At 45.4% G+C, this 24,535-nt stretch carries 19 protein-coding genes; 6 read left to right on the top strand and 13 right to left on the bottom strand.

Annotation, left to right across the window (positions count from 1 at the left end; genetic code table 11):
- Positions 1-116 precede the first annotated feature (116 nt).
- Both HYN46_RS03540 and HYN46_RS03535 read right to left on the bottom strand, forming a co-directional pair.
- Complete coding sequence (locus tag HYN46_RS03540; RefSeq protein WP_114898127.1) at positions 117-620, bottom strand: RidA family protein; 504 nt, start codon at positions 618-620, stop codon at positions 117-119.
- 30 nt (positions 621-650) lie between these two features.
- The gene (locus HYN46_RS03535) at positions 651-1,859 is read right to left on the bottom strand and encodes an MFS transporter (RefSeq protein ID WP_114898126.1); all 1,209 of its coding nucleotides are present in this window, start codon (positions 1,857-1,859) and stop codon (positions 651-653) included.
- 367 nt (positions 1,860-2,226) lie between these two features.
- Here HYN46_RS03535 and aspS point away from each other — a divergent pair, with 367 nt between their 5' ends.
- A complete protein-coding gene (gene aspS, locus HYN46_RS03530) occupies positions 2,227-4,038 on the top strand; it encodes an aspartate--tRNA ligase (RefSeq protein WP_114898125.1) in 1,812 nt (603 codons plus the stop codon).
- Positions 4,039-4,108: 70 nt separating this feature from the next.
- Here aspS and HYN46_RS03525 read toward each other — a convergent pair whose 3' ends face one another.
- Positions 4,109-5,500, bottom strand: coding sequence for an L-cystine transporter (locus HYN46_RS03525; RefSeq protein WP_114898124.1), 1,392 nt, complete (start codon positions 5,498-5,500; stop codon positions 4,109-4,111).
- Positions 5,501-5,727: 227 nt separating this feature from the next.
- Between HYN46_RS03525 and HYN46_RS03520 the strand changes: the two genes are divergently transcribed.
- Positions 5,728-6,477: a class I SAM-dependent methyltransferase gene (locus HYN46_RS03520; protein ID WP_114898123.1), complete on the top strand. Its 750-nt coding sequence runs from the start codon at positions 5,728-5,730 to the stop codon at positions 6,475-6,477.
- Positions 6,478-6,488: 11 nt separating this feature from the next.
- Here HYN46_RS03520 and HYN46_RS03515 read toward each other — a convergent pair whose 3' ends face one another.
- From HYN46_RS03515 to HYN46_RS03500, 4 genes are all read right to left on the bottom strand, one after another.
- Positions 6,489-7,862, bottom strand: a complete 1,374-nt coding sequence (locus HYN46_RS03515) for an MFS transporter (protein WP_228254876.1) — start codon at positions 7,860-7,862, stop codon at positions 6,489-6,491.
- A gap of 44 nt (positions 7,863-7,906) precedes the next feature.
- Positions 7,907-8,773, bottom strand: coding sequence for a formyltetrahydrofolate deformylase (gene purU, locus HYN46_RS03510; RefSeq protein ID WP_114898122.1), 867 nt, complete (start codon positions 8,771-8,773; stop codon positions 7,907-7,909).
- A gap of 214 nt (positions 8,774-8,987) precedes the next feature.
- Entirely contained in the window at positions 8,988-11,021 is a 2,034-nt protein-coding gene (locus tag HYN46_RS03505; protein WP_114898121.1) for a beta strand repeat-containing protein, read from the bottom strand.
- Positions 11,022-11,215: 194 nt separating this feature from the next.
- Positions 11,216-11,887: a TetR/AcrR family transcriptional regulator gene (locus tag HYN46_RS03500; RefSeq protein ID WP_114898120.1), complete on the bottom strand. Its 672-nt coding sequence runs from the start codon at positions 11,885-11,887 to the stop codon at positions 11,216-11,218.
- A gap of 186 nt (positions 11,888-12,073) precedes the next feature.
- On the opposite strand from HYN46_RS03500, the gene HYN46_RS03495 reads away from it, so the two are divergent.
- The 4 genes from HYN46_RS03495 to HYN46_RS03480 all read left to right on the top strand — a co-directional run bounded on the left by HYN46_RS03495 (position 12,074) and on the right by HYN46_RS03480 (position 16,232).
- Complete coding sequence (locus tag HYN46_RS03495; RefSeq protein ID WP_114900572.1) at positions 12,074-13,525, top strand: coniferyl aldehyde dehydrogenase; 1,452 nt, start codon at positions 12,074-12,076, stop codon at positions 13,523-13,525.
- A gap of 262 nt (positions 13,526-13,787) precedes the next feature.
- Positions 13,788-14,024, top strand: coding sequence for a 50S ribosomal protein L28 (gene rpmB, locus HYN46_RS03490; protein WP_114898119.1), 237 nt, complete (start codon positions 13,788-13,790; stop codon positions 14,022-14,024).
- Positions 14,025-14,045: 21 nt separating this feature from the next.
- Positions 14,046-14,201, top strand: a complete 156-nt coding sequence (gene rpmG, locus HYN46_RS03485; protein WP_114898118.1) for a 50S ribosomal protein L33 — start codon at positions 14,046-14,048, stop codon at positions 14,199-14,201.
- Between the two features lie 282 nt (positions 14,202-14,483).
- Positions 14,484-16,232, top strand: coding sequence for a cation:proton antiporter (locus HYN46_RS03480; RefSeq protein WP_114898117.1), 1,749 nt, complete (start codon positions 14,484-14,486; stop codon positions 16,230-16,232).
- Between the two features lie 132 nt (positions 16,233-16,364).
- Here the strand turns inward: HYN46_RS03480 and HYN46_RS03475 are convergent, their stop codons facing one another.
- From HYN46_RS03475 to HYN46_RS03450, 6 genes are all read right to left on the bottom strand, one after another.
- The gene (locus HYN46_RS03475) at positions 16,365-16,721 is read right to left on the bottom strand and encodes a hypothetical protein (protein ID WP_114898116.1); all 357 of its coding nucleotides are present in this window, start codon (positions 16,719-16,721) and stop codon (positions 16,365-16,367) included.
- A 204-nt stretch (positions 16,722-16,925) separates the two neighbouring features.
- Positions 16,926-17,429: a DUF6586 family protein gene (locus tag HYN46_RS03470; protein ID WP_114898115.1), complete on the bottom strand. Its 504-nt coding sequence runs from the start codon at positions 17,427-17,429 to the stop codon at positions 16,926-16,928.
- Positions 17,430-17,582: 153 nt separating this feature from the next.
- Complete coding sequence (gene topA, locus HYN46_RS03465; protein WP_114898114.1) at positions 17,583-20,372, bottom strand: type I DNA topoisomerase; 2,790 nt, start codon at positions 20,370-20,372, stop codon at positions 17,583-17,585.
- Between the two features lie 104 nt (positions 20,373-20,476).
- The gene (locus HYN46_RS03460) at positions 20,477-20,941 is read right to left on the bottom strand and encodes an ammonium transporter (protein ID WP_114898113.1); all 465 of its coding nucleotides are present in this window, start codon (positions 20,939-20,941) and stop codon (positions 20,477-20,479) included.
- Positions 20,942-21,033: 92 nt separating this feature from the next.
- The gene (locus HYN46_RS03455; protein ID WP_114898112.1) at positions 21,034-21,981 is read right to left on the bottom strand and encodes an MOSC domain-containing protein; all 948 of its coding nucleotides are present in this window, start codon (positions 21,979-21,981) and stop codon (positions 21,034-21,036) included.
- Positions 21,982-22,175: 194 nt separating this feature from the next.
- Positions 22,176-24,254 (bottom strand): PhoX family protein, encoded by a 2,079-nt coding sequence (locus tag HYN46_RS03450; RefSeq protein ID WP_114900571.1) that lies wholly within the window; start codon positions 24,252-24,254, stop codon positions 22,176-22,178.
- Positions 24,255-24,535 lie beyond the last annotated feature (281 nt).

Genomic DNA, 24,535 nt, shown 5'->3' with positions numbered 1-24,535 from the left:
TAATTTAAATCATAAAAATGTTGTGCCTAACTGAATATGCTAAATATAAAACGAAGATATGAGATGGACTTCGGATAACGAAGTCCTCATGAGGATCAGATTAGGCGGAGCAGAAGTTAGCGCGCTGCAACTGCCTCAATTTCAACTAACCAACCGGGATTAACCAGACTGACCACCTGAACCCGTGTTCGCGACACTAAATGTGGTTGCTCACGCGTGCCAAAAAACTCTGCATAGGCTGATGAAAAGCCCTCATTGTCCATACGACCCTGTAAGGCAGGATCACCCACCAAAAAGACTTGCAGCTTGACCAAGTTTGCAAACGTTAAGCCTAATTGTGCTAACGATTTTTGGAGCTCCTCAAAGACGCCGATCGTTTGCACACGAGTATCACCAAAGGCCTCAATGCTATCCAGTGCTGCCGACGGATTAATCACCGGAGGCGTATGCCCGCTTAAAAAGATAATTTCTTGAGTCGTTGCGACCCCTGTCGCTAACAAAAACGGTAACGTCCCTGACTTCGCAATAACCTGATCACCAGCTTGTGGTCCTTGTGCGTGCGCCACTTCCTCATCGTTTGCAGGAAATGGGTATCGTGTTAAACCTGTAAGCGAACTCATACATCACCTCATTGTATTGTGATAAACATCTCAGCGCCGTATCGGCGCTAAACTCCAAAACCACACCAACAGTGCCAATGCACTCAAACCCGCACCCACCCAAACAACTCCTTGCCAACCCGCATATTGATAGGCATTGGCAGAAAGGACCGAACCCAATGCTCCGCCAATAAAATAAGACGTCATATAGCCGGAATTCAAACGACTCCGTGCTTCAGGACGTTTATTAAACAGTGCATTTAAATTACTGACATGGATCGCTTGTACTGCAAGATCAAGAAGCAAGATACCAACGATCAAAGCAAAAACTGAAATCGGAGCAAAAACCATGGCAAGCCAAGACAATAACAAAATGACTAAACCAAAAGTCGTGACACGACCACCCAGACCACGATCTGCCAGACGACCCGCACCCGAAGCGGCAAGCGCGCCAATGGCACCGATTAATCCAAACAGCCCAATCGTGCCATCAGAATAATGAAACGGATCTTGAGCAAGCAAAAAAGCCATCGATGTCCATAGCACACTAAAGACGGCAAAGATCAATCCACCAATCAATGCTCGTACGCGTAAAACCCGCTCTTCTAAAAATAAACGCAGCACAGATAAAATCAGCTGCGGATAAGGGAGCGATGACATCTTACGATAAGGCGGTAATGCGCGATAGAGGACAAAGGCCAGTATGGTCATCGCTATTGCGGCTACAGCATAGACCGTGCGCCAACTCCCCAATGAAGACAATAATCCCGAAGCCGTACGTGCGAGTAATAAGCCCATCAATAAACCGCTCATGACCGTGCCCACGACTTTACCCCGTTCGTCATCCGCAGCAAGTGTTGCCGCAAAGGGTAATAAAATCTGGGCAACGACGGTGAATAACGCGGTCAAACCCGTTGCGATGAGTAATAGGGTAAAGCTTGGTGCAATTGCCGTTAAAGCTAAACCCACTGCGGCAAGCAAGGTCATGATCACAATTAAGCGCCGATGCTCAAAGCGATCACCTAAAGGCACGATCAGTAATAAGCCCATCGCATAGCCAATTTGTGCAGTTGTCACGATACCACCCGCCTCGCTACTTGTCAGATGAAACTCAAGCGCTAGGGTATGGAGTAAGGGCTGCGCATAATACAAACTGGCAACGGATATCCCTGTCGCGATAGACATCAACACCACTAAGGCAGGTGGCATATGCTTGGTTTGAACGGATTGGGTGGCTGGTGCGGTTGGTAAAGCGGTCATGACGGCGTCTATCAAGAAATGAGACAGCCTTATTATCCCGTTTTTATGCAGGGATGACCAATTGAATTTATCACTAGGTGTCATTGGCATAATGAATAGTTAGATTAAGCATGTGTATTAAAATTCTTTAAAATTAATATTTTGATTAAAGATAGAAGAAACTTATTGACTACATGTCGCTTAAATAATTTTGACCAAATGTTCAATATTTTTATAAATACAGTTTTCCCCAACCGGATGGTTACGCCTACAAATCTCCATAAGATGAATCAACTCAATTCACGCGAATATGCCTGAATCCCTTGTCCTACCTAGCTGCATACGGCATAATCTTGCCCTTTATAGAATACGTTGGACATCTCGCACCATGATGCGCACCCATTACTGCGGCACACTTACCGAAGCTCTTTTAGAACAAACAGTTACCCTCTGTGGTTGGGTACATCGTCGCCGTGACCACGGTGGCGTGATTTTCCTGGATATGCGCGACCGTGATGGCCTCGTGCAAGTCGTTATCGATCCAGATACTCCAGAAGCATTCGCTACTGCGGATCGTGTTCGTAGTGAATATGTACTGAAGATCACTGGCCGCGTCCGTGCACGCTATGCCGGTACCGAAAATGCCAACATGATCAGTGGTCAAATAGAAGTCTTGGCAAAAGAAATCGAAGTCTTGGCGACTTCAGAAACACCGCCTTTCCCACTGAACGATGATTTCACCAACGTTTCAGAAGAAAACCGCCTTAAATATCGTTATCTCGACATGCGTCGTCCAGAAATGCTCGAGCGTATGCGCTTCCGCTCGAAAGTCACCAGTCAAATCCGTAACTATCTGGATGAGAATGGCTTTCTGGATGTCGAAACCCCGATTCTGACCCGTGCAACACCTGAAGGCGCGCGTGACTATCTCGTACCGTCACGTACCCAACCCGGTAGCTTCTTTGCACTGCCGCAATCTCCGCAACTGTTTAAACAATTGCTGATGGTGTCTGGTTTTGATCGTTACTATCAGATCGCAAAATGTTTCCGTGACGAAGACCTACGTGCGGATCGTCAACCTGAATTCACCCAGATCGACGTTGAAACGTCATTCATGGATGACGAAGACATCATGACTATGATGGAAGGTATGATCGTCAAGCTGTTTGATAACCTCATGGGTGTGAAGTTTGATAAATTCCCACGCATGACCTATGCCGAAGCCATGCGTCGCTTTGCTTCAGACAAGCCCGACCTGCGGATTCCTCTTGAATTGGTTGACGTTGCGGATCTGCTGCAAGACATCGAATTCAAAGTTTTCGCAGCCCCTGCCAAAGACCCTAAAGGTCGTGTCGTCGCATTACGCGTGCCGAATGCAGGTGACTTGTCACGTGGTAAAATTGATGACTACACCAAATTCGTCGGCATCTACGGCGCCAAAGGGCTGGCATACATCAAGATCAACGACATCACCAAAATCAACAATGGTTTGGATGGCAAAGAAACTGGTCTGCAATCCCCGATCGTCAAGTTCTTCCCAGATGCCGCACTACAAACCATCATTGAACGCACCGGCGCACAAAACGGCGACTTGATTTTCTTTGGTGCGGACAAAGCCAAAATCGTCAACGATGCTATGGGCGCCCTGCGTATCAAAATCGGTCATGACCTCGGTATGTCAACCACAGAGTGGGCACCACTATGGGTTGTTGACTTCCCGATGTTTGAAGAAGTTGGTGATGGGCAATGGACTTCGGTTCACCATCCATTCACGCTACCTAAAGTCAGCGTAGAAGAAATGAAGGCTGATCCGGGTGCCGCAACATCCGTCGCTTATGACATGGTGTTGAACGGAACTGAACTTGGTGGCGGTAGCTTGCGGATCTACACAGTAGAAATGCAAAAAGCCGTGTTTGAAGCGCTCGGTATTTCTGATGAAGAAGCCGCAGACAAGTTCAGCTTCTTGCTTGATGCGCTGAAATACGGTGCGCCGCCGCATGGTGGTTTGGCATTCGGTTTAGATCGCTTGATCATGCTCATGACTGGCGCATCTTCGATTCGTGATGTCATTGCATTCCCGAAAACCAAAACTGCGGAATGTCCATTGACTCAAGCACCAGCGCCAGTTGAACCCAATCAACTACGTGACCTGGGTATTCGCTTACGCGAAAAACCAAAAGCGGATGACGCAAAAGCGTAATCTTGCTTTTGTAGCGATCTAAAAAAAGCCCAGTCATTTGACTGGGCTTTTTTATTCATACGTCCACTCCCTAGCGATGAACCAACTCGACCTCTTCTTCATGATCAAAAATAGTCTTATCAGTGAGCCCCAATATTTGACTCGTAATCGTACCTGCAGTCATCGCACCACTGACATTGAGCGTGGTACGCCCCATGTCGATCAACGGCTCAACCGAGATTAGAAGTGCCACCAAAGTCACCGGCAAGCCCATGGCAGGCAGCACAATCAGTGCCGCAAAAGTTGCACCGCCGCCCACCCCTGCTACGCCAACGGAACTCAAGGTTACCACGCCGACCAATGTCGCAATCCACACTGGATCTAGGGGATTGATCCCAACCGTCGGCGCGACCATCACCGCCAGCATCGCTGGATAAAGCCCCGCACAGCCATTCTGTCCAATGGTTGCACCAAAGGATGCAGAAAAGCTGGCAATCGACTCGGGTACACCAATACGTCGTGTTTGCGCTTCAACGTTGAGCGGAATGCTCGCCGCACTGGAGCGACTGGTAAATGCAAAAGTCAGGACAGGCAATATTTTTCGAAAGAACTTGGCAGGATTAATCCCCGCCAAACTCAGCAGGAGTGCATGTACAATAAACATGATCGCAAGGCCGAGGTAAGAAGCAATTACAAAACTTCCGAGCTTAATGATGTCCTGAATATTTGAACCTGCGACAACCTTGGTCATCAAAGCAAGTACACCGTAAGGTGTCAACTTCATCACTAAGCGGACCAGTTTCATGACCCACGCTTGTATCGTATCAATCGCAACAAGAACCTGTCGGCCTTTTACCTCATCGTCTTTCAAAAGCTGTAGAGATGCAACACCCAGTAGTGCTGCGAAGATCACCACACTGATAATCGAGGTCGGTTTAACCCCAGTTAAATCGGCAAAAGGATTGGTAGGAATAAATGACAAAATCAATTGCGGCACTGAGAGATCAGTCAATTGACCGACATAATTGGTTTGAATTGCCGTTAAACGTGCTGTTTCCTTAGCACCTTGCACCAGACCTTCAGCAGTCAAACCAAAAAGATTGGTCATCAACACCCCAACAAGTGCTGCTATCAAGGTGGTGAACAATAATATCCCTATGGTGAGGAAGCTGATCTTGCCCAAAGAAGATGCATTATGTAGTTTGGCAACCGCGCTTAAAATCGATGCGAATACCAGCGGCATCACAATCATTTCAAGCAACTGGACGTAACCATTGCCCACGATATTAAACCAGGTAATTGACTCTTTAAGGACTGCGTTTGTTGGCCCATAGATAAGCTGTAATGCCAGACCAAAGACCACACCGATCGTAAGACCTGCCAATACTTTTTTAGCAAGGCTCCAAGATGTCCGCTGTGTCTGACCGAGTAGCACCAGCAAACCGATGAACACCACGACATTGATCACCAATGCTAAATTCATCTCAAAAGCTCCACTGACTTATCTCAACATTTATAACCAAATGGTTTATAAAACATATTACCATTAAGTCATTCTGAGGTTTTAATAACGCATGACGAATAGCTTATCTCTAAAAAATATTAAAGACCTATAACCAAATGGCACAACTTTGGAAGTAGTCGATGACACAAATTTAATGCTATGTTGAGGCAGTTTTTGTCCAGTACCCAAAAAAGAAGAAGCTCACCATGTCAACGTTTAAAGACCATTTCTCATCTCTTGCCAATGCATACGCAACTTTTCGGCCAGACTACCCGAATGCGCTTTTCACTTGGCTATCTAGTTTATGTGTAGAACATGAGCTTGCGTGGGATTGTGCTACGGGAAATGGTCAAGCGGCAAAACATTTAGCTCAATATTTTACTCAGGTTGCGGCAACAGATGCCTCAGTGGATCAGATCACACAGGCAACAGGTCCCGCAAATGTACAATTCAGCGTTGCACCTGCCGAGCACACAAACTTGCCAGATCAATCGGTTGATCTCCTTGTCGTCGCACAGGCGGTACACTGGTTTGATTTTGATGCGTTCTATGCTGAGGCTAAACGTGTCCTCAAACCGCAAGGCGTAATTGCACTAATTACCTATGCGCATCATCGTGTCGATGAAACTATTGATGTTCCATCACTGCACTATTATCACGATATCATCGGCAATTACTGGCCACCCGAGCGAAAGTGGGTTGAGAATCTATATCGCGATTTGCCCTTCCCTTTCGAGGAAATCAGCGCACCTACATTTAAATTAGAAGCCGAGTGGTCGCTACCCCATTTCATCGGTTACCAAGCTACATGGTCTGCGACCAAGCAATACATGGCCTCAACAGGCCACAACCCGATTCCGGAACTTGAAGCCACATTACGGCCGCTTTGGGGAAAACCTGAAACCTTACGGAAAATTGAATGGCCAATTGCATTACGTGTCGGACGAGTCCATTAAATCTTTAAGATTCATTCACCCAGTTGCTTAATATGCAAAGAGGTGCTTGCAGTTGGAGGCTGATGAAACAAACGCCCCCAATACAGAATGGGTAAGAGAAGAACTATCCCCAAACCTGCCGACAGCCCAAACTGGGCTGTATAACCTAAACCATTAGCCAGATAGCCACTGATCAAATAACCCATTCCACCCAATATTGTCATCGCGCAAACTTGAAAGGTAAAATCACTGCCCGCATGCGCAGGACGCGCATAGTCCATCGCAACCGTCAGCAAACCGACCATAGCCATTGCAGCAGCAACATGCTCTATCGCATTTGCCGCATATAACTCCCAACCTTGCAGGGCATAACCCTGTGAGTGGAGCAAAGCAATTAAGCTGTACAGTCCCGTTGTCAATGCTTGTAAGCCATTAAACACCCAGAGCGCCGTGACCCTGCGCATATGCCGCATCAGCAGGGCCGCCAAAGCAGCCCCCACTAAAGATGATGCAGAACCTAAGATAGTTCCCCAAAAACCAATCTTGGATAGGCTAAAACCCATATCGACCATCATGGGTTTGACCATCCCACTCGACATATAATCCGCAATTTTAAAAACCAGCAGCACAAGTAACCATGCACGCATCTCTGTATTCGACCAGAAATAGCCAAACTGAATCTGAAATTTCGCCCAAAACTGACTGACCTTCATTTTTAATTGTTCAACTGAAGAAAGTTGATCAGATCGAGAGGGTTGAATGTGATTCGTTTGCTTTGCTTTACGCTCCAACCATAGTGGCTCTTTAAAAAACAGAACCGGCAAAGTATTGAGAATAACAAGTCCAATCATGGCAAAAAACACCGCCATCCACGACCAATAATCCATCACGATCAACAGCAAACCGCCACCAACGATCAAGCCAATGCGATAGCCAGTCACCTGAACAGCATTCCCTGCACTGCGCGCCTCACTGCCAAGCATACGTACCGCAAGTCCGTCCGTCGCAATATCCTGTGTTGCGCCCACGATGCTGAGCAAAAATAACAAACCAAATAATACGAATGCGGACGTAGGATGAACCAATGAGGTGGGTTCAAACATAGCCACACACAGCAGAATCAAAATGGCTAGACTGGACATTGGTAATATCCAACTCCGGCTTTGGCCAACTTTCTCGCTGTAATGATGATCCACTACTGGCGCCCACAAAAATTTCACCGCCCAAGGAAACAACAGTAATCCCGACCAACCAATGACTGTCAGCGATACGTGATATTGACGTAGGATCGCAGGAAGCGCCTGCGTTAAAAAACCAGCTGGCAACCCTTGGGCAATATAAAGACTCAGCAAGAGGCCCAGCGTATATGTCGGTGTGTGGTGATGTGCCAAAGAGGTGACTTCCAAAAAAAGCCCCCTTTGAAAAGGGGGCAACAACGAAGGAATTAATTTTAATCAAAAACAATTGTTTTATTATCATGCACAATAACACGATCTTCGAGATGCCAACGCACAGCACGGGTTAATACATTACGTTCAACATCTTCACCCAATTCACGCAGGTCTTCAACCGTATAACGATGGCTAACACGCTCCACGGCTTGCTCAATAATTGGCCCTTGGTCTAGATCCGCCGTCACATAATGTGCAGTCGCACCAATCAGTTTCACGCCTTTTTCATAGGCTTGACGATAGGGATCTGCACCAACAAACGCTGGTAAAAACGAATGATGGATATTAATCACCCGATAGGACCACTTCTCAACAAACTCACTGCTTAAGATTTGCATATAACGTGCGAGTACCAGTACATCATTGCCAGCCATTAGCTCGTGAATTTCGGCTTCAGCTTCAACTTTATTCTCTTTGGTGACTTTCACCACATGATACGGCACACCAAAACGTTCCACCGCATCCCGTAAGTCTTCATGGTTACTGACTACTTGTGTGATTTCACAAGGGAGTAAGCCCCGTGACCAACGCCATAACAACTCAAGCAGTGCATGGTCATATTTGGAGACCAGAATACCGACTTTTTTGATGTCACCAACCAGAGTCAACTGCCAACTCATCTGATATTGCGCCGCAACGGTATCCCCAAATGAACGAGTCAGTACATCGCGTACTTCTTGCAAACGATCAAGCGCAAACTCAACCCGCATAAAATACGTGCCGCCCTGCTCTTCAGTCGCGTACTGATCCAGCGAAATGATATTCGCGCCGTGGTGATAAAGAAAACTGGATACGGCTTGCACGATACCTGGGCGATCAGCGCAAGTGATCAGCAATCGTGCGGTGTGTGCTGCTGTCATTGGTATAAATCCACACTTTCAAAACAATATGTAAATGGGTAGGGCAATATCAGAACTTGCCAACAATTAAAAAGGATTCGCATTCTAGCGCGATTTTTATAAAATTCATTGATTTTTTCTATAAATCATCTCGGTAGTGATTCAACTTGGATAATATTTATCAATAGAAAAACCCCGTAAAGTACGGGGTTCAGTTCGACTATAAATCAAAGAAAATATGTTACGGACAAGTATGTAAAGTCGCTAGATATGCTGCGGTATAACCTGACGGCGTTGTTGGATCAAAGTCTGATGGCTTAGGAATCGGATTAAATGGGCTGATCGCATTGGGTGGAGCTACGTTTACAGGCCCTGAAATGTCCGTACCAAGAACTGGTGGAGTAATACTCAAACCAGTAACGGTTTGATTAGTCCCGACTACAGTAGAAGCGTTCATACTTAACGTTACCCAATTTGCATAATTCTTCCCATAGCGAATTTGATAGTCAAACGATCCTTGTGTACCTGTCACAAAATTCAAAGAAGCTCCCGAAGCCGTGCTTGAAAGCAAGGCCACAGGATTAACAAACGGTGATGATGTTGTTGCTGAACAAGTTGCCGTTACTACTTGTTCCCATAAGGATGCAGTTTTGTCATATACATAATATCCTTTCATATAGGACTGCGGCACCAACGATACACTGACCTGCTGGTTTGCAATTGCACCACCATTAATATCCACTACAGACTCAGAAAAATTCTTGAAATAATACGTCGGAGCCGTATCTACAAGAACAACGGTATTATCTTGTGAAATCGTGATATATGCAGACTGACCGGCAACCGTTAACGTCACTGGCGCAGCACCGTTCACAACAGCTCCACCCGCAGAACCAGTAACCGTAGCTGTGATTGAGATCGCTTTAGTGAGTGTTGAAGTTGCACCAGCTGTATAGGTTACGGATGCTTGACCGGTCCCATCCGTTGTTGCTAATGGTGAAGATAATGATCCACCTGATGGATCTGTAGCGATCGCAAACTTCACAACTGCATTGGATACAGGAGCACCATTCACATCTTTGACAAGAGCAATGATCGTCGTATTGGCTTTAGGGGCCAGTACTGAAGTGCCGGATTGTAATGTCATTGCAGCAGGAATCGTAGAAATAATCTGAACATTGCCTGTTACGGTATTTTTACCAAAACTTGCTACAACCGTTGCAGTGCCAGGTGAGCCCGAACTTAGTGTTGTCTCTGCAGTTCCTACCCAGTTACCAGATGCATTTTTAGCGATGTTGGTAATCGGTGCGCTGGTCAAACTAAGTAAACCTTGACTAGTCACAAAAGTCACATTCTGACCAGTCAATTCTGCCTGAGTTGCAGCTTGAACTTGCACTGCGAGACTGGCATTTGTATTGATATTAACTAAGGCACTTGAAGATGAAAGAAAAGTGATCGCTTGATTTGGTATACTTGCAGTCAATGTCACGCTGTTATTACCTGTTTGCGTGATTGTAGTATCAACATTCCCTACCAACTGCCCAGTCACAGTTAACTGACCTGATGCTGGCACCGCAGTAGCAGGCACACTAAACGTAGCTACCCCATTCGTGCCCGTTTTCTGCGAGGCGATACCTGGAATAACTTTGCCTGCAGAGTCAAGCAGATTAACCGTTGCACCTGCAATAAGCTGTCCAACGCCATCTACTGCTGTAGCAGATACTTGCGCACTTTGACCCGCAGTCAAAGTAGACGAATTTGTTGCGAGGGTTAGTTTAGTGCCTGTCGTTGGAATAACTAATTGCTGCGTTGCAGTCACACCCGCTTGTGTAGACGTCACCGTTAAAGCAATGTTACGGTTGATTCGATAGTCCACGACATCATTAGCCAATGTTAGCGTTACTGTTGCAAGACCCGTTGTCGCATCTGTAACAATCGCTGATGGCGTGCTTAGTGAGGCACCTGAATTCGCAAGATTTGCAATCGAGATAGCCAACGGCGCTTTTAGTATAGCCCCACCATTTTTATCTAAAACACGGAAAGTTAGAGTAATGCTATCCCCACCAGTGCTTAAAGTCGCTTTACTTTGCGATACAGCAATAGAATTTGGAGCAGCCAATGGTGCAGTTGGCGTAATAGGTGTCGTTGGCGTTTCAGGCCCATAAAAACCACCGCCACCGCCACCACCACAACCTGCGACAACCAATGCTGTAGAGAGTGCCGTCAACTGAAATAGATGCTTCATCTTGCGTCCATTCTGTAAATTAATGTCCATAATTGCAAAACCCTTTTATTCCAAAATAAAATCCATTCATGGCACCATCTGGCAAGCTGCGATGCCACTCGCCTAAACCCCAAATTAATACCTATGGACTTTACTGTACAAATAAAAACTTGGCAATCAGCATTCTAGTTTTTTCAAGAATATTATTGTCGCTAATTCCTAGAGTTAATGTGAATTGGTATACATTAGTTCACATTACCAAACCATCCACCTTCATCAGTACTGCCCCCAAACGTTTGTAATAAAGGCTCATAGGCAGTTCGTCCTTCGCCTGTTAAATAAGGCCCCTCTAAAAACACCATTTGCCTTAAACCTTGGCGTAACCAGCGTTCATCGATTGCATCAGTCTGGGAAATATGTCCAGTCATTAATAAAAAGTTAGACCAATTGGTCATGACAATCCAAATATTAATGATCAGAGCTTCAATTTCTGCATTGCTAGCTCGCATTAATCCGGCATCAACAAAGCCACGATAAATCAGCATGCCTTGCTGCATCACCTGTTTGGCAAAAATGGGGTAGCGCTGTTTGAGGATATCGCTAGACTCGATGAGATGATTACTATCGCGGTGTAGGAAGCGATATTTCCAAAATTGGCTCGATAGCACTTGGAAATAAACGAATTTGTCAGAGACTTCCATGATGCGCCCTTCAGGAATGCTCAATAAGCCCAGAATTTCATGCTGATAAACCAGTAGCAATTCACTGATAATCGATTCTTTATTGCGGAAATGATAGTAGAGATTGCCCGGACTGATGCCGAGCGCTGCTGCGATATGATTGGTCGAGACAGAACGCTCACCCTGCTCATTAAAGAGCTGTAAGCTTTTTTGCAGAATGCGATCACGAGTTTTCATCTAGCTTTCCGAAGCTCCTTTTATCCAGCAGGTCAGAATCCATTATCTTTACCGAATTTGCAATCAAAGTTTCAACCTCAAAGCACGTTTTACGACAAATGAACGTGCCATTCACCGAAAATCATTTGACAGTTTAGAGTAATTGCTCTAAAACAGGCTATCTTCTACATGACCCAAAGTCTAGACATGAACACAGCAGCCCATTCATTTACTACAGATGCCGCTACACCCCCAGATGTACAACGCATCCATGACCTACTTGCCGCTCAAAAAGCCGCTTATCGCGCCAACCCAATTGCCTCAGCACCTGAGCGTATTGAACGCCTTGCCCGCCTTCGTCGCGTACTAGTTAAACATCAGGATGCCCTGGCACAGGCAATCAGCGATGACTTCGGCAATCGCTCTGTTCATGAGACTAAAATTGCTGAGCTGATGACTAGCTTAGAATACATTGACTATGCAAGCAAAAACCTTGCCCAATGGATGCAGCCTTCCAAGCGCCATATCAGCGTCATTCATCAACCAGCGAAGGGTTGGGTTTCTTATCAACCGCTGGGTGTAGTTGGCATCATGTCACCTTGGAACTACCCACTACTATTATCAGTCAGTCCATTGATCTGTGCATTGGCCGCTGGTAACCACGCCATGCTTAAAATCTCTAGTTCATCAGCACGCATGGGCGCACTACTTGAAAAGATCCTTGGTGAAGTGTTCCCTGAGAATCTTGTTGCCGTAGTCAATGGTGGTGGTGTGATTTCAGACACATTCTGCCGTTTACCTTTTGACTTCCTCGTCTTTACGGGTTCTAGTGCAATTGGCAAGACCGTGATGGCCGCTGCAGCGGAAAATCTGACTCCTGTTCTACTTGAGCTTGGCGGTAAATCCCCAACGCTGGTTCATCAATCGGTCCCGATGAAAGACGTGGCTGAACGCTTAGCGTTTGGTAAGCTGTGGAATGCAGGTCAAACCTGTGTTGCACCAGATTACATCATGCTGCCACGCGGTAAAACCCGTGAATTCATTGCCCAAATGCGCTTACAAATCAGCAAGCTCTATCCAACACTTTTGAATAATCCAGACTACACCAGCATCGTCAACGATAAACAATATAACCGCCTGAATGGTTATATGGATGACGCACGTAGCAAAGGGGCAGAATTCTTTGAGATCAACCCTGCCAATGAAGACCTAAGTGGAACACGTAAAATTGCGCCAACCCTGATCACAGGTCTTACCCAAGATATGGAAGTCTGTCAGAACGAGTTGTTTGGTCCGTTACTGTTGATTTTTGAATATGATTCGCTCGAGCAAGCGATTGACTATATCAATGACCGCCCACGTCCACTGGCGCTGTATTATTTCGACTACGATACTACCCGTGCGCAATATGTGGCTGATCATACCCACTCGGGACAATTTGGCGTCAATGCGGTTCTGACCCATATTGTCCATGGTGATCTACCCTTTGGTGGTGTCGGCAATTCTGGTATGGGTAAATATCATGCCCATGAAGGCTTTCTGACCATGAGTCATGCACGTGCGGTTCTGCAAAATCCAAAGTTTTATAGCTTGAAACTGATCTTCCCGCCATTCGGTAAGACAGTACATAAAATTATGGAAAAAGCTTTTTTCCGGTAATCCTTTTTAACGGACGTCATTTGAAGGCTAAAAGGCACAAATATGTAAAAATTTGACAGCTTTTTGGCTTCCAGCTTGATTCAGGCGTGTTTTTTTGGTATAAAACGCGCCTTGCTTTTTTCAATCAGTTTTAAACAGCCTTTTTATACGATATCGTCGGCTAAGTTGCTTCTCTATACTTTCTTCAGAGTAGCGAGTAGTCAGCCCACAGTGTCCTACATCAGTGGCTATGTCGTTATATAAAGTAAAGTGGAGCGTCATCATGTCAAAGGTTTGCCAAGTAACCGGCAAGCGTCCGATCGTTGGTAACAACATTTCGCACGCAAACAACAAAACCAAGCGCCGGTTCGAACCGAACCTGCACTACCATCGTTTCTGGGTCGAAGGCGAAAAGCGCTTCGTCCGTCTACGCCTGACCGCTAAGGGCATGCGTATCATTGACAAACATGGAATCGAGAAAGTCATTGCTGACTTGCGCGCTTCTGGTCAAAAAGTCTAAGACTAACTAAGGAGCTCAATCATGCGTGATAAAATTCGCCTCGTGTCGTCTGCTGGTACTGGTTATTTCTACACTACCACCAAAAACAAACGCACTATGCCAGAAAAAATGGCGATCAAAAAATTTGATCCAACCATTCGTCAACACGTTATTTTTAACGAAGCAAAAATTAAATAATTTTTGATTTGTTAAAAAATAAAAACGGCTCCTACAATGTGAGCCGTTTTTTTATGCCTAAAATTTAAAGTCTTACACTGGATTACTAATTTTGATCCACTAGCGCTATGCAAAAAACTACATTTCGAAAATGATTAGCCCTATCAACATAAACCTTAAATTTGCTATATTGCTGAATATCATATTATTTTAACTCTTACCAACATACTTTATGCATGAGACCTTTATGCTGTATGAATAATAATCCTATTTCGCCCCCAACATAATTCATTGGAGCCTACTATGCCGCATGATGTTAGCTTAATTGTCCTTTTAGCTGTAGGTTTTGGACTGGCATTAGTATTTGGCTATATTGCCGCACGATTACGACTCCCTCCCCTCGTTGGCTATTTAATTGCCGGAATCCTAATTAGTCCTAACACGCCTGGTGTGGTCGCTGATATGCATCTGGCGAATCAACTTGCGGAGCTCGGCGTGATGTTCCTCATGTTTGGTGTGGGGATGCATTTCTCTTTTTCCGATCTGCTCGCCGTGCGCAGAATCGCGATTCCCGGAGCGATTTTGCAAATTGCGGTAGCAACCCTCATGGGGATGGGTCTTGCTGCGCTATGGGGCTGGAGCTTAGGTTCTGGGCTGGTATTTGGGCTTTGTCTATCAGTTGCCAGTACCGTTGTACTTTTGCGGGCGCTAGAATCCCGTGGCCTCATGGACTCCGTTAACGGGCGAATTGCCATCGGCTGGCTTGTCGTCGAAGATCTAGTTATGGTACTTGTACTGGTATTACTGCCACCGATGGCAGTGATGCTTGGCGGAGAAGCCCCTGTATCCGCTCATGGTGCCACAGCCTCATTAGATAATATCTGGCTCACCATTGGCATCACACTCGCGAAAGTGATCGCGTTTATCGCGTTGATGCTGGTTGTTGGACGTCGCGTATTTCCCAAATTCCTACTCCTCGTATCACGTACTGGTTCACGCGAACTCTTTACACTCTCGGTCGTTGCCGCTGCGGTCACCATCGCTTATGGTTCTTATGTGTTGTTTGGCGTGTCCTTCGCTTTGGGTGCGTTCTTTGCGGGCATGGTCGTACGCGAATCAGACTTTAGTCATCGCGCAGAAACAGAGACTTTACCACTACGTGAAACCTTTTCAATTTTGTTCTTTGTCTCGGTCGGGATGCTATTTAATCCTTCGATTCTGATCGAGCACCCCTTACAAGTACTTGGTGTAGTTGCTGTCATCGTTGTGGGTAAAACCATCGCCGCGATGGCTCTCGTCCTATTCTTCCGCTACCCTTTAAATACAGCATTAACAGTGGGCGCAAGTTTGGCACAGATTGGTGAGTTCTCCTTTATTCTTGCCAGTGTCGGCTTATCGCTAAAACTATTGACGCTTGAAGGCCAGAATCTCATCCTTGCAGGCGCCCTCATCTCCATCACGCTCAATGCAGCAGTATTTGCGGCGATTGAACCTGCACAACGCTGGATTCGTGCCCGCTCACACCTTGCCCGTATGCTGGAACGCAGTGGCGACCCATTGGCCATGTTGCCCATGAGTGTGGATAACACTTATCTCAATGGTCAAGTCGTTCTCGTCGGTCATGGTGGCGTTGGTCGTAGTATTGCCAAGACCTTTAAAGAGCAAGGAATCAAATACGTGGTCGTCGATGAGAACCGCGAAATCATTGAAGCACTGCGTGCTCAGGATATTCCTGCGGTTTCAGGTGACGCCTGTGATCCTGCTGTTTTGATTCAAGCACATATCATGCAAGCCAGTATGCTGGTCGTCTCCACAGCCGATGTGTTTGATGTCAGACGAATGGTGGATATCGCACGCACGCTCAACCCAAAAATCGAGGCCGTGCTCTGCACAGACAGTAGCGCAGAAGCCAACCTTCTCGAACAGGAGAAGATCGGCAAAGTCTTTATGGCAAAACGTGCGCTGGCAGACAGTATGACCGAACATGTATTTCATCGTTTAGGACTTGAAACTGCCGCCAAGTCGTTGCATGAAACAGGGGCTATACATTAACTTTTAAATACGATTTAAATTAAAATTTTATTATTGTGATCCATAAAAAAAACGACACTCAATGAGTGTCGTTTTTTTATGGATCACGTATAAAGTAATGAGGAACTTTAATACTGATCGTTTATTTTAAAATTAGCTAAAGCGTGCAGGACGTTCGTCCATAACTTGAGCATGCCATTTTGCAGATTGCTGTTCCATCAAAGAAGACAGTGCAGCCTGAATCATTTGTTGACCAATACTTTGCAGCGCATCACCCAAAGCTTCCTGAATTTGCTCAGAAAACTGGATCGTAACTAAAGGTTCACTTGAGGACTCTGATCGCTCTGCAATCAAGCTTTCATCATTCGATACGAATGACTCTGCATCTAACTCTGCGGCCGCAGGAAAATCTGCAGAACGCAGTGCAATCACGCCAGTTTGCAGCTGCACTAACTCGAGCACGGTCTCGTTAGGCATAAACATTTCAGGAGTTTTACGAATTGCAGTCATTTTGCACCTCATTACTTGTACTGAAACAATACAAGCTAAAAATATCTGTTTGAAACTCACCACAGTGTTACCTAAAACGGTAACCAAAATCAGGCGTGCTTTACATGTAACGCAACAATGCAGATATTTTCAGAATAATTCAAGTACTAAAACGGCTTTTTTTGCTAAAAAAATGAAAAAAGTGCTAAATAATGGTGCAATTTTCTAAAATTCGACCATTTCGTTGCGGAAGCCCTCGATCAACGCAACCAGATCTCGGTGCCACTCCCGTAAAATTTGAATATCCGGTAGCCAAGACTGCGGACTATGAGTGACTTTGATGATCAAATTAGATGAGCTGTCATCATCAAATGTCGGTTCAGGGGGCTCTGGCGCGTATTCACATGCTGCATAGGTACGATTCAACTCGGCAATAAATCCAGACTGAGCAAGCTGCTCCAAAATAATGATTTCCGGTGAAACTTGACCACGAGAAGCCATTTTATCTTTAATGCTACTAAAGGTCGGATGACGATCATTCAATTTGTAATAACGCACAAGTTCTTGCAAAAAAGCTAATACGGCGCCATGCAGATGGAAAACAGCGGCTTCGCGCGATGCTTGAGCAATTTGAGCGTTTTCAGCTTTGTCAGCCTGTAACGTCGACAAACGCGCAAAATACATTTTTTGATTGGTGCGGTCAGCATGGTATCGCGCAACACGAGACATATAAATCTTCCAGTAATTCAAATCAACGACAAAGAGCAATGATACAGACCTTGAAGTCCTCATTGCCGCATAAAAGAACTGCGGATACCAATAATGGATATCCGCAGGATAAAAGCTTAAAACGTGACGGTCAGCCGATTAAACTGAACTCTCCTAGCCTTCTACCCACTCACCATTTTCATAAATCATCGACCATTTGGTGGGTTTTCCGTCATGCTCAGAAGACACATACTGACTGGCTGTTTTACGACTAAACTTAAGCAAAGCCGGATTACCATCAGGATCGGTATCTGGCGCACCCAATAAATAAAGATGCTTAGGATCAAGCTTATCTTTAACCGAGCGTAACTCACCAATGGTTGGCGCACGTGTTTCACGGATTTTTGGGAACTTGCTGGCCGCTAAGAACATCCCAGCAGCACCATCGCGCAGAATGAAATAATCATCATGTTTGGTCGAGCGTAATTCAGGCATTGGGATCGCATCCGCACGCGGTGGTGCAGGTTGACCATTTTTGAGCACTTTACGGGTGTTCGTACAGCTGTTACAGGCAAAGTAAGGGCCAAAGCGACCCGTTTTCAATTGCATCTCGCCATCACACTTATCGCAAGGAATCGTTGGGCCATCATAGCCTTTGATTTTAAATGATCCCTCTTCAACGATATGCCCCGAGCAATCCGGGTTATTACCGCACACATGTAGCTTACGACCGCCGTCGATAATATAACTATCCATCGCAGTGTCACAAATCGGACAGCGTTTCTTGGCCATTAGATCCGCAGTTTCTGCTGCACTGCCATCTTCACTATCACTACTGGTGTCTTCGGTAAGCGCAGCCAGTGACTCAACAGGTGCCAGATTGATCGTACCTTTACAACGCTCTTTCGGTGGTAGGTTATAGCCAGAACAGCCTAAAAACACACCTGTAGACCCCGTACGAATCTGCATGGGGCGACTACATAGTGGACAGGACACTTCATCAACCGCAACCGGTAAATTACGACGCATGCCTTGATCTGGATCTTGCGACTGTGCACGAACTAGTTTTTGTTTAAAGTCACCATAAAACTCATTAAGTACATTTTTCCAATCACGATCTCCATCGGCAACTTTATCAAGCTGACCTTCAAGCTCGGCAGTGAATTTATAATCCATTAGATTAGAAAAATTTTCACTTAACCGGTCGGTAACGATATCACCCATTTTTTCCGCATACAGACGCCGATTATCCAATTTCACATAACCGCGGTCTTGTACGGTAGAAATAATCGCCGCATAGGTCGAAGGACGACCAATGCCCCGTTTCTCAAGCTCTTTGACCAAACTGGCTTCAGTAAAGCGCGCAGGTGGTTTAGTAAAGTGCTGACTCGGATCAACTTTGACCAGTTCTAAGACATCCCCAGATTTTACTGTCGGCAGCAACAAATCATCATCTTGTTTGCTCGGAGCCATGACTTTAGTGAAACCATCAAAGACCATAGTGCGGCCACGGGCACGCAGTTCAACGTCAGCGGCTTTCACCGTGATATTCGACGAAAGATATTCAGCTGGCGGCATTTGACTCGCCGTAAATTGGCGCCAAATCAGCTCATACAGACGCTGTGCATCACGCTCGACCGTCGTGAGCTGGTCACCAGACAATTTAATATTAGATGGGCGAATTGCCTCGTGCGCTTCTTGTGCACCGGCTTTATTGCCATAAAAATTGGGTTTCGCTGGCACATATTTCGCGCCAAATGCATCTTCAATATGACCACGGACCATTGCCAATGCATCATTACTGATAAATGTCGAATCCGTACGCATATAGGTAATATGCCCCGCCTCATAAAGACGTTGCGCCAAGATCATGGTTTTCTTGACCGAAAATCCCAGACGCGTACTTGCGGCTTGTTGCAAAGTCGACGTGATATAAGGTGCTGTTGGATTCACCTTCGTCGGCTTATCTTCACGTGCAATCACGGTATAGGTTGCTGGCGTTATTTTGGCAACCACCGCATCCGTTTCAGCTTTGTTTTTTAATTTAAGGGGTGCACCAGCTTGCTTAATCGCCTCCAAGCGGATCGGAACTTTCCCCTTCTCGCTGTACAGCGTATCTGCAAAGATTTCCCAGTATTCTTCAGGAATAAAAGCACGGATCTCGCGCTCACGCTCGACCACGAGTTTCACCGCTACAGACTGAACACGTCCAGCCGATAATCCTCGAGCAATTTTTTCCCACAAGAGTGGTGAAACCATGTAACCCACAACACGATCAAGAAAACGACGTGCCTGTTGTGCATTCACTTTATCTAAATCTAAGCGGCCAGGCTCTTTAAACGCCGCCTGAATGGCATTTTTGGTAATTTCATTGAATACCACGCGCTTATACTTATCAGGATTACCGCCAATCACTTGCTGCAAATGCCAAGCAATCGCCTCTCCTTCTCTGTCCAAGTCGGTTGCGAGATAGATTTCATCAACTTGACCTGCAATCTTCTGCAGCTCACTGACCACATGCTCTTTACCCGGCAAGACTTCATAATGCGCTTGCCAATCATGCTCAGGGTCTACCCCCATTCGATTGATCAATGCAGCACGTGATTTAGTTTCTTTCTCTAACGCTTTCTGCTCATCCGTAAGCTTCGCCTTGGCTTTTGCATCTAATTTCACCACAGGTGCTTTGACACCGCCTCCACTCACGGGCAAATCACGAACATGACCAATACTGGACTTGACGATATAGTCACTGCCCAGATATTTATTAATCGTTTTTGCTTTAGCTGGAGACTCGACGATCACTAATGCACGGGCTTTCGTCGTTCTTTTCTCAGGTAAGTCCGCAATATCTTCGTCACTCTTGACACGTTTTGCTGCCGAGGTCTTTGCTGTAGCCGCTTTAGGGCTAGTACGCCGACCCGCTTTAATCGTGTTGGTAGTAGTCGAGCGTGGACGGGTAGCCATTATGGAATATTCCAATAAATAAATAATGATTCACAGACAATCTGCACTGTAAATTGAAACACGAAACTCAAAAGCAATTAATCAACGGACGTGAAACTTCTGACTTATGGCTTCATACGATCCGCAAATGAAATGAGGGCTGTTTTCATTGATTCAAGTTGCTCACCACTTAAATCTGCCTCTTCATCCCAATAAAAACCTGCACTATTCGATTGAATTTCAAGTGCTTGAATACCCTTTAAATTACTACTGATCGGTTCACCTTGCAAGGTCGGTTCACCTTTTAAAACGTTTAAACGCCCATCCACCACTAGAGCCTGAACGAGGGCATGCGTTGCATCCGACAGCACCACACTATAATAAGCCACCATCCCACCCGGCTTGCCTGAATAAGTGGTATGTTCAATCCACAGTGGCGCAGGAATTAAACGCGGGATAAACCCCATCTTTTTTGCGCGTTCGCGCATATTGCCAAGCGCTTTCTCACGGGGGCTAATCCGAGCACTCATAAAAGTGCCCAGCATGAATACCGCAACTAGCCCAATAACCCAATAACCCACATTTGTCATACTATGCTTCTTTTATATCCCATGAAAAAGAATCAGATGAGCATTGCTCATAAAATCGCGATGTTTCAGTACTAATAAAGGGGAGTCTAAGCTCACCTCACTTGGACAATTTGCCCAAGGCGAACCGTTAACTTTGCATGCTCCCTATGCTCAGATTCTAACGGCGCGTTTCCATACTCTTTTTTAGTGTGCAGTAATCCCGCATTTTCAGCAATACTTTGTCCATGACTTTCCATACCAATATTTTCAGGTTTGGCAATATTTTTTCGATCAACGATTTGATGACGCGCTAAAACCGCGTTTTGTCCCAGATAGGTCTTGCCATCAGCTTTACGTCTCACACTGGCCAAGAATCGTAAGAATCCATCCGTCTGCTGATGCGTCTCTGGATCTAGACTGGGTATCACACAGCGTGAGCAAGGCTTCACCAGATCAAAAATAACATCGCCCACAGTCACTTGCCGCCACTGATCCTCTGCAAATGGCTCACACTCCCCGCCAATAATTAAATTCGCACGAAAACGTCTGGGATCAATCGGTGCCCCCCATAGACGCCCCAGCTCATCAAGCGAACTTTGGCTAATCACCAAGACAGGGTAACCATCCGAGAATGCCGTTCGATAGCCCTCCCCAGCATATACCACATCAACTTGACGAATGGCATGATCAGGAAAATAGACGAGTTTTACTGCGAGCCCTAAACTTGCTGATAACCATTGGTTGACCTCATGCTGGACGCCCCAACAATCCGCTACCGTATCGCCCCATACCGTAGCAGTGATCCGATCATTTGAATTTGCATAGGCAATATGAGTTTGTCCATTAAATGTCAGTGTCAGGCGTTGCTCTTCAGCAACAACATGAATTCCCCCCATCGCGGCACAGCTACGCTGACTGATGAATTTGTCATGTTCATCCACCAAGACCCAGCGACGATCTTGTTCTAAGCCCAATGGATTAACGTGTGCGGCCGTTAAAGACAGTCCTTGTGCAGACTTTAAAGGATAGTGCGAGATAGACTTTAAAAAAAGATCAGACATGTCTTACCTTTCGAGAGAACAAGCGCTTGAAGCGAAAAGAAGAGTTTCAAATGAAGCTCTAGGCCCATCATTAAAAATGTAATACGGTACTCTTACTTGCAGAGTATCGCGTAAACGTAAAAAAGTCAGCCGACTGACTGACTTTTTTACAGAGCAACTACTCGTTGAATTTAAACCGAATAGTAGTTTAAAGGTTATTTAGTCAACTTGATCGCTTGTGGAGAAGCTGTCAGATAACCCACTGCTGAACTATATTTACCATTATAGTTCGCCTTCACCAGCGGATCTAAAGTGCTATACACCTTAGCATGCAAGCCACTCGTTACTAAGCCCGTGCTTGGATCGGTGACAATGCCCCAATCACCCACATGCTGAAAGTTTGCAGTGATGTACGTCCAACCGTTCAAATCATCAACAACACCCAAGCCGGTTGCCTCTGCACCGGCAGGCATAGACACCAAGCGAGAAAGCTTTTTAGTGTCCACGTTATATGCCCATAAGAAGTTATTGACATGGTAACCGCTGTCTTCACCAATGAATAAAGTACGCAGCTTTTCAGAAAACTTTAAATTGTCTGGATTAGCTAGATATGATGGATCACATAAGTTACCGAGATCATCCGCCTTAGGAAGATCAATCCCGGCTAGCAATGTTTTGGTCGATACAGCGACCCAGTCACTATTAATCGCAGAACCAGTCCCTGCTGCAACGCCAGCAATATCTTTTTGACCACTGGCCAAGGTGTGTGCAAGTACTACTCCCGCGTTCAACTTTTTAGGGATAGAAATGTTAGCTGCTGCATTCCACGCTGCATCTCCAGATACCATAGACTTCACTGCATTTTGAATCGCAGAATAAGCAATCTTATCTTTGATGTTGACTGTGGTGCCTTCCATTTTCGTAAATGCCAAGCTACCACCAACCAAATACGCATAGCGATGCGTTTCCAAGAAAGCTGCTGCTTTTTCCATACCCGGTTTGACTTTGATCCAGTTCGCTTTGCCATCTAAAAAGACTTTACTGTAGGTCGTGTCTGAAGGTGGTAGCTTCGCTGGATCAGTAATAACATCCAGAATATCTTCTGGCTTGAGCGTATTCGCTAAGTTTTCAATTTCTGCACTGGTTGCATGTCCCAGATTAATCCAGCTAATTGCACCACTGGTTGTTGCAGCAGGATCAATAGAAAAGCCCGCTGCAAATTTAGCCACATACAGTGTGCCTGCTGACAAATCTTTTTCTTTATCCGCAACAAACATAAACAAGCCAGCATTAGTTTTGTCATCACCCATAATGGCTGTGCGGTTATCCGGCATGACTTGAATCAGCTCATGTGAAATACGGCCTAAGCAATAATGCTTTTTAATCGATCCTGTTCCATCAGCATTCACCGTAACTTCTGGCAAATGACCATAATGATAAGGATTGGCTTTTTTCTCATCTCCAAATACATTCTTGCTATACGCTAAAAACTGTTTATTGCTAGAAGCAGTAAATGCATCAGGCTCATATTCTTCTGATGACAGATGAGTACCCCATGGCGATAAGCTTGCACCACAAGTAATCCATAAGCCATGGGCAGATGAAGTGTCTACATTATGATATTTCACCAGACTCAACTGTCCCGTAGATTGATCTTGATCCAATGTAAGTACAGCGATTGGTGAAGGTAACTTGCCATACATATCCATTGATGCCGGATAAGTAAAGTCTTCCCCATAAGTATCTGCACCGAGCTGATTTTTTGTCAGGTATTCAAATTGAACCACTGCAAATACCGCTTTACCTTTAATCCCCGTTACAGTTGGATTTGGTACTGACAATAACGATGTGCCATCTGGGCTATCAGAGAAAAATTGACGTTCTTTACCCGCTACTGATTTATCAATGATTGGTTTATTGTTGATATCCACATAACCACCCGCGAGGATTGTGCCGCCCTTGCCATCAGGAACCATATCACCTGTTTTAAAGAAGGGTTGATATGCCAATAAATAAGGCAATTTGCTGTCATCACTCAATGTTACCTCAAGGGTCGACTTGACTAGCGTGGTCGCCATCTCGGCTGGATTCGCCAATGTCGGTGCGGCCATTGAAGAAAACACGGCAGCTTTGAATGAAGCAGCGGGTACGGCGTTCGCACTATCATCATCCCCACTACATCCCACCAGCATGGATGCGGATGCCCCACCAACAGCCATTGGTAACAGTGGTGCACTTGCGAAATATTTCAAAATTTGACGGCGAGTCGTTGTTGGTAATTTCAGTTCAGACATGATAATCCCTTTGGCTTTATAAATTTGGCTAGACCCATGAAACATGTAGATTTCATTCAATTCATGTAGTTCATGTGTATAAAATATTGAAAACGTGGAGAGTATGAAGATCGTATGTGTCATTTTTTTGACATTTGTTATTAAACATTAATTTTTGTATACAACCATTTGTTAAATATAGAATTTTTCACATGACTGTCACACAAAAAAACTACTCTGCTTCAGTCGAAATATGTCACTAGAAACCGTTTACGCATCGCAACTGCTCTGAGAGACGTTAA

The organism is Aquirhabdus parva, from assembly GCF_003351745.1.
GTDB classification, from domain to species: Bacteria; Pseudomonadota; Gammaproteobacteria; order Pseudomonadales; family Moraxellaceae; genus Aquirhabdus; species Aquirhabdus parva.
The sequence above is the reverse complement of the archived record's forward strand: the minus strand, read 5'-3'. Positions and strand labels throughout refer to the sequence as shown.